Genomic DNA, 2,917 nt, shown 5'->3' on the forward strand with positions numbered 1-2,917 from the left:
CCGCCACCCGCCGGGACACATCCCGCGGCCGGGCTACATCGCAGACCACCGCGCCAGGCTTTAAATATTCGGGTTCAATGATAGCTTCGACCGCCGAGCTTACCGTAAGGATGACCTCTGCCCCTTTAAGGGCCCCTTTTAGGTCCGTGGTCACTCGCACATCATTTCCGGTATCCTCTAAAATACGCCGACGCAAGCTTTCTAGCTTCTCCTTATCTCTGGCTACCAAGGTTAAGTTGCGGCACTCCCGGGCCAGGATCCGCGCGCAAACAGAGCCGATGGCGCCAGTAGCCCCAATTACCACCACAGGAGCGGCCTCTATATTGATTCCCATAAGTTCTGCTGCCTTCCGGGTCCCCTCCAAGGCGGTAGCCACTGTATAGCTATTACCTGTCGTTACAGGGATATTTAAATGCTTGGCTATGGTTATTCCGGCATCTCCCACCACCGAAGTCATGGCGCCTAAACCTACAATCTCGGCTCCCAATTTTTCCGCCAGGCGACCGGCCTGGATGATACGCTTAAGGACAAAGCTTTCAGGAAGGGTGACCATCTGCCGGCTGGTAAGAGGGCAGGAAATGAACCAGCCTTCGGTACTGGCGTGCTCTGAGCGTATGCCCGTGATATAAGACGTTTTAATGGGCGGCATCCACAATAGGAGCTTCTCCACCAGGCGTGAAGGTAATCGAGAAGCTATGGGGAACTTACGGGCCACATCCCTCACATCCAAGGGGTGGATAATGAAGGCGAACTTGTGCAATTTTTAAGCCCTCCTTATGCGGGTCTCTTTTGCTTCTAGCATAAATCAACAGCCAGCATTTGTATGTTTTGAGGTGCCTGAAGGGGGGAAAAGCCATAAGCAATAACCATAAGTAAGTGATGTGATTAAGCCTGCAAGCTTTACCATGCCGATTACTTAAATCCAGACCTTTTATGGATACTCCTTAAAAGTTCAGTATCCGCGGTTCAAAGCCTAGACGGTCAAGGAGGGTGTTGTAATCTTCTCGGGTAAGTTCTTCCGGGCGTTTACCGCTTAATACGACAATAACACCCTCTAAAACATTAGTACCAAAGGAGCGGCCCTGAAATTCCGGGGTAGTGGTAATCAAGGTTTTGATCTCACGCTTCCTTAATTCTTCTATATCTTTAGGTGTTACCGTATTGGTAATGATAATTTTTCCCGTAAGCCTTTCCGGCATAAACCGGCGTATAAAATGAAAATCTCCGGCTATGATTTCAGCTTCGTCATAAAAACGGGTATACCGGGGCTCAACTTTTTCCTGCTCTTTACCCGTGGGGTAGAGCATTTTAAAGGGCAAAAGCCTGACCACCGGCGCCACCACATAAGCCACCCTGCGAAAAGTGGGCAAAGAACGTAAAGGGATGGGTAAGCCCAATCCAAAGATTAAATCTCCGCAGGTGACCTGAGCACCTGCTTCAGCTAAAGCCTCGGCCAAACCGAAGCGGTCCACTGCGCAGACTACCAAGGCTTTTTTGCCTCGAAAATCGAACCCCTGGGCAGCCAGTTTAGCGATTATCCTGCGCTCTAAAGTATCCTTAAGTCCCCCGCCATCTACAATGGGCGTCTTCTGGGCTGCCCTCACCACCCGGGCCGCGTCACGCAAAAGATACTTCCGGGAACCGACACGCAGGTATAGATCCATGCCGCCCAAACCGAAGGCATCAACCTTGCCGTCCATCTCGCGTATTAAGGAGATCATCTTCTCCATGTCGCCGTCGGTTCCAATACGCGAAAGCTCGAAAGGCACACCTAAAAACTCGGCCCGGGCCACGTGATCCCTTTGCGAAGAGCCCAGGCTTATACTTACTACCCTTTTTAACATCTCTTTCTCCCCTTAACTTCCTTAACATTTAATTAAGCCAAATAGCCTGGAGCCAATTAATCCCTGCATTTCCCTTAAAGTTAGTCGCCTTAAACTTTAGCGAAGCGCTCCTTCCCTGCCGGCTAACTTGCGGATGAGGCCACGCAACCCCTCTACATCCACTACCCGGTCCTCCCGGATAGGGGAAGTGCCGATCTCTACCCCTATTACTTCCCGGCCTAGCAAGGCCTCACCGAGTTTTATCCGGTAGTCAGAACCGAGAAGGACTACCACGTCATATTCCCTCAACCGGGCAATAATCTCCATGATCTCGTTTATTAGCTCCAGCCCGTTTTTCTTCCGGACATAATCCCAGCGTTCAGCCTCGGTAAGAAGAAAGATGTATTCTACCCCTTCCTCTTCTAGCATCCGGTGCAATTCTTCTTTATTGGCCACCGGAAAGCCGACAACCGCTATTCTCAAGCCGCGGCGGACTTCCCCTAATTTTTCCAGGCGGGAGATAAAACTGCGGTCTACCCCGACCTTCTGGGCTACCTCCTCCTGGGAAAAACCCCGGACCCTGAGATCAAGTATGCGTTCTATAGCAGAGTATATCTTACGCCGGTCAAGAAGCTTTTCCCCCACCCGGATAAGATCCATATTTTTCCTCCGTGCACAAATTTGTGCACGTAAATTATAACAGGAATTTCCTCCTAACTCAAGCCCGCGATAGGCTTAAATTATGTGCAAAATTACGTCCATATATTTCCAGCATACCCGTAGGTAAAAGTTAAATTATACTTAAACGGCCTCTGCCAGGCCATCTCCCCTTTCTCTCCGTTCCCTCTCCGATCGCTCCCTAATATATGGAATGAAATGATACTGAATTGACCTTCTCACGATACAAATGGAAGCCTATCTTATCTTCGCTCCCGAACACACCTAGAAAAATCCTGTCTTCCAGCTTAATAGCCCTCCCATTGATTTTGGATATGGCAATTTAAGCTAATCCACTTAAATACCGCCTATACTCCTCCAAAATCCGAATAAGCCCTGGTAAGCTCCCTTCTTTGTTTATAGCCTCACGGATACGG

3 protein-coding genes are annotated in these 2,917 nt (G+C 49.7%); all 3 read right to left on the reverse strand.

The genetic code is table 11. The features are described from left to right. Positions 1-760 (reverse strand): NAD(P)H-binding protein (locus L5656_RS11100; protein ID WP_297202934.1); only part of this gene is annotated, 760 nt, incomplete at its 3' end. Between the two features lie 184 nt (positions 761-944). Then, positions 945-1,844, reverse strand: a complete 900-nt coding sequence (locus L5656_RS11105; RefSeq protein WP_297202936.1) for a quinate 5-dehydrogenase — start codon at positions 1,842-1,844, stop codon at positions 945-947. Positions 1,845-1,940: 96 nt separating this feature from the next. Next, entirely contained in the window at positions 1,941-2,483 is a 543-nt protein-coding gene (locus L5656_RS11110) for a helix-turn-helix domain-containing protein (protein WP_297202937.1), read from the reverse strand. Between the last annotated feature and the right edge of the window lie 434 nt (positions 2,484-2,917).

Source organism: Thermanaeromonas sp., assembly GCF_021890735.1.
In the GTDB taxonomy this organism is placed as follows: domain Bacteria; phylum Bacillota; class DSM-521; order Neomoorellales; family Neomoorellaceae; genus Thermanaeromonas.